The 2,095-nt window shown below is 69.8% G+C and carries 3 protein-coding genes; 1 reads left to right on the forward strand and 2 read right to left on the reverse strand.

What is annotated here, in order from left to right; translation table 11 throughout:
* Positions 1–163: 163 nt before the first annotated feature.
* Entirely contained in the window at positions 164–958 is a 795-nt protein-coding gene (locus RTM68_RS18325) for a tryptophan-rich sensory protein (RefSeq protein WP_312173730.1), read from the forward strand.
* A 17-nt stretch (positions 959–975) separates the two neighbouring features.
* Here RTM68_RS18325 and RTM68_RS18330 read toward each other — a convergent pair whose 3' ends face one another.
* Both RTM68_RS18330 and RTM68_RS18335 read right to left on the reverse strand, forming a co-directional pair.
* Positions 976–1,647 (reverse strand): response regulator, encoded by a 672-nt coding sequence (locus tag RTM68_RS18330; protein ID WP_312173732.1) that lies wholly within the window; start codon positions 1,645–1,647, stop codon positions 976–978.
* Positions 1,644–2,095, reverse strand: a 452-nt coding sequence (locus RTM68_RS18335) for an ATP-binding protein (protein ID WP_312173734.1), incomplete at its 5' end; no start/stop codon positions are given. The genes RTM68_RS18330 and RTM68_RS18335, both read right to left, overlap by 4 nt.

The raw sequence follows: 2,095 nt of genomic DNA on the forward strand, positions 1-2,095 counted from the left end.
GTTCTGCCGATCGCATCCTTCTGAGCGGGAGTTCTCCTTCAGATCGCGAGGGCGCCGCACGGCGGCTGCCAATCTCGACTCGCTTTCGCTAGCCGGGCTAGCTGTAAGCCTCTCTAGAGTCAAGGGTCTGTGCAAGGTTCTCGGCCGCGCGTAGCGTGCGAGCATGGAATCCCGGACGCAGGACATCGCCCGCCAGTCAGCCGTCATCGCCTCGGCGACCTTCATGCTGATCGCCGCAGCCGTCGGATCCGGCGCCTTCGGCGGCACCTCCGTGAGTGAGCTGCAGGACGGCGCACTCTCCGCCCAGGGGTCGTACCTCGCCCCGGCCGGCCCCGCCTTCTCGATCTGGACGCTGATCTACATCGGGCTCATCGCCTACACGGTGTGGCAGGCCCTGCCGGCGCAGCGCTCGGATGACCGTCAGCGCGCGGTCGGAGGATGGATCGCCGCATCGATGGTCCTCAACGGGCTGTGGCTCGTGACGGCGCAGTTCCTGTCTCTTCCCCTGACGGTCCTCATGATCGCCGTGCTGCTCGCGACCCTCGCCCGCGTCATCGTGATCCTCGGACGCAGCCGTGCCCGCAACTGGCCAGAGCGCATCGTCGTCGACGGCGCGAACGGACTGCACTTCGGGTGGGTCACCATCGCGACGGTCGCCAACACGGCGGCGTGGTTCACCCAGATCGCCCCCGCGAGCTGGGAGGACCAGGCGGAGATCTGGGCCGTCGCCGTGCTCGCCGTGGTCCTCGTGATCGGCGTCGCCAGCGCACTGGTGACCAAGCGCCTCGCTCCCGCACTCGCGACGGCGTGGGGACTCAGCTGGCTCGCCGTCGGCCGCCTCACCGATGAGCCCGACAGCACGGTCACAGCGATCGCCGGAATCGTCGTGGCCGTCGTGCTCGTGGCTGCCGGCATCGTCGGTGGACTGCGCCGGTCGCGGGCCGACGCTGCGGCGTGACTCCCGGTACTAGAAGCTCAGACCACGAGTCGGTAGCCCATTCCCGATTCGGTGAGCAGGTGCACCGGGGCGCTGGGCTCGGCCTCGAGCTTCTTGCGCAGCTGCGACATGTACAGCCGCAGGTAACCGGAGTCGGAGACCTGCTCGCTGCCCCAGATCTCCTTCAGCAGATCCTGCCGCGTGACGAGCGCCCCGGGGTGCCGGGCGAGGTGCTCGAGCATCCGCCATTCGGTCGGTGTCAGGTGCACGCGCGATCCGGCGCGGGTGACGGTCTTGGTCGCGAGGTCGACCACCACGTCGCCGAACCCGACGGTCGATTCCCCACCGGCGGGCGCCGACCGACGAGACAGTGCGCGCAGCCGGGCGAGCAGCTCGTCGACCTGGAAGGGCTTGGTGACGAAGTCGTCGGCGCCGGCATCCAGAGCCTCGACCTTGTCGGCCGAGCCGGTGCGGCCCGAGACGACGATGATCGGCACGTTCGTCCAACCGCGCAGAGCCTGGATCACCTCGATGCCGTCGAGTCGTGGCATGCCGAGGTCGAGCATGATCAGGTCGGGATGCGTCTGCGCGGCGGCGGCCACGGCGGCGGCGCCGTCTGAGGCGACGACGACGTCGTATCCGTGCGCGGCGAGCGTGATCCGAAGCGCTCGCACCATCTGCGGGTCGTCGTCGGCGATGAGGAGCTTCACTCCGTCTCCTCCTGCATGAGATCGGGGTCCCCCGCCAGCGGCAGGGAGATGACCATGGTGAGTCCACCGCCGGGGGTGTCCTCGGGTGTCAGGGTACCGCCCATGCCCTCGGCGAATCCGCGCGACAGCGCGAGGCCGAGGCCGAGGCCGGTGGTGTTGTCGGTGTCGCCCAGGCGCTGGAACGGCTGGAAGATCTGGTCGCGCTTCTCGGCGGGAACGCCTGACCCGCGGTCGATCACGCGGATCTCGGCGCGCTCGCCGAGTGCGCTGGTCGACACGATCACGCGGGCGTCGGGCGGGGAGTGCCGATGGGCGTTCGCGATCACGTTCACGAGCACGCGCTGCAGCAGCACCGGGTCGGCCGACACGGCGGGCAGGCCACCGTCGAGCGCGAGTTCGACATCGGACGGCCCGAGTCCGAGCTCGTCGACCGCCGCGAGCAGGGGGC

This window comes from Microbacterium sp. (assembly GCF_031988965.1).
GTDB lineage: Bacteria > Actinomycetota > Actinomycetes > Actinomycetales > Microbacteriaceae > Microbacterium.

Bases quoted from the DNA above. Each gene is read 5' to 3' on its own strand.
- RTM68_RS18325 (WP_312173730.1), top strand. From the start codon at position 164: ATGGAATCCCGGACGCAGGACATCGCCCGCCAGTCAGCCGTCATCGCC.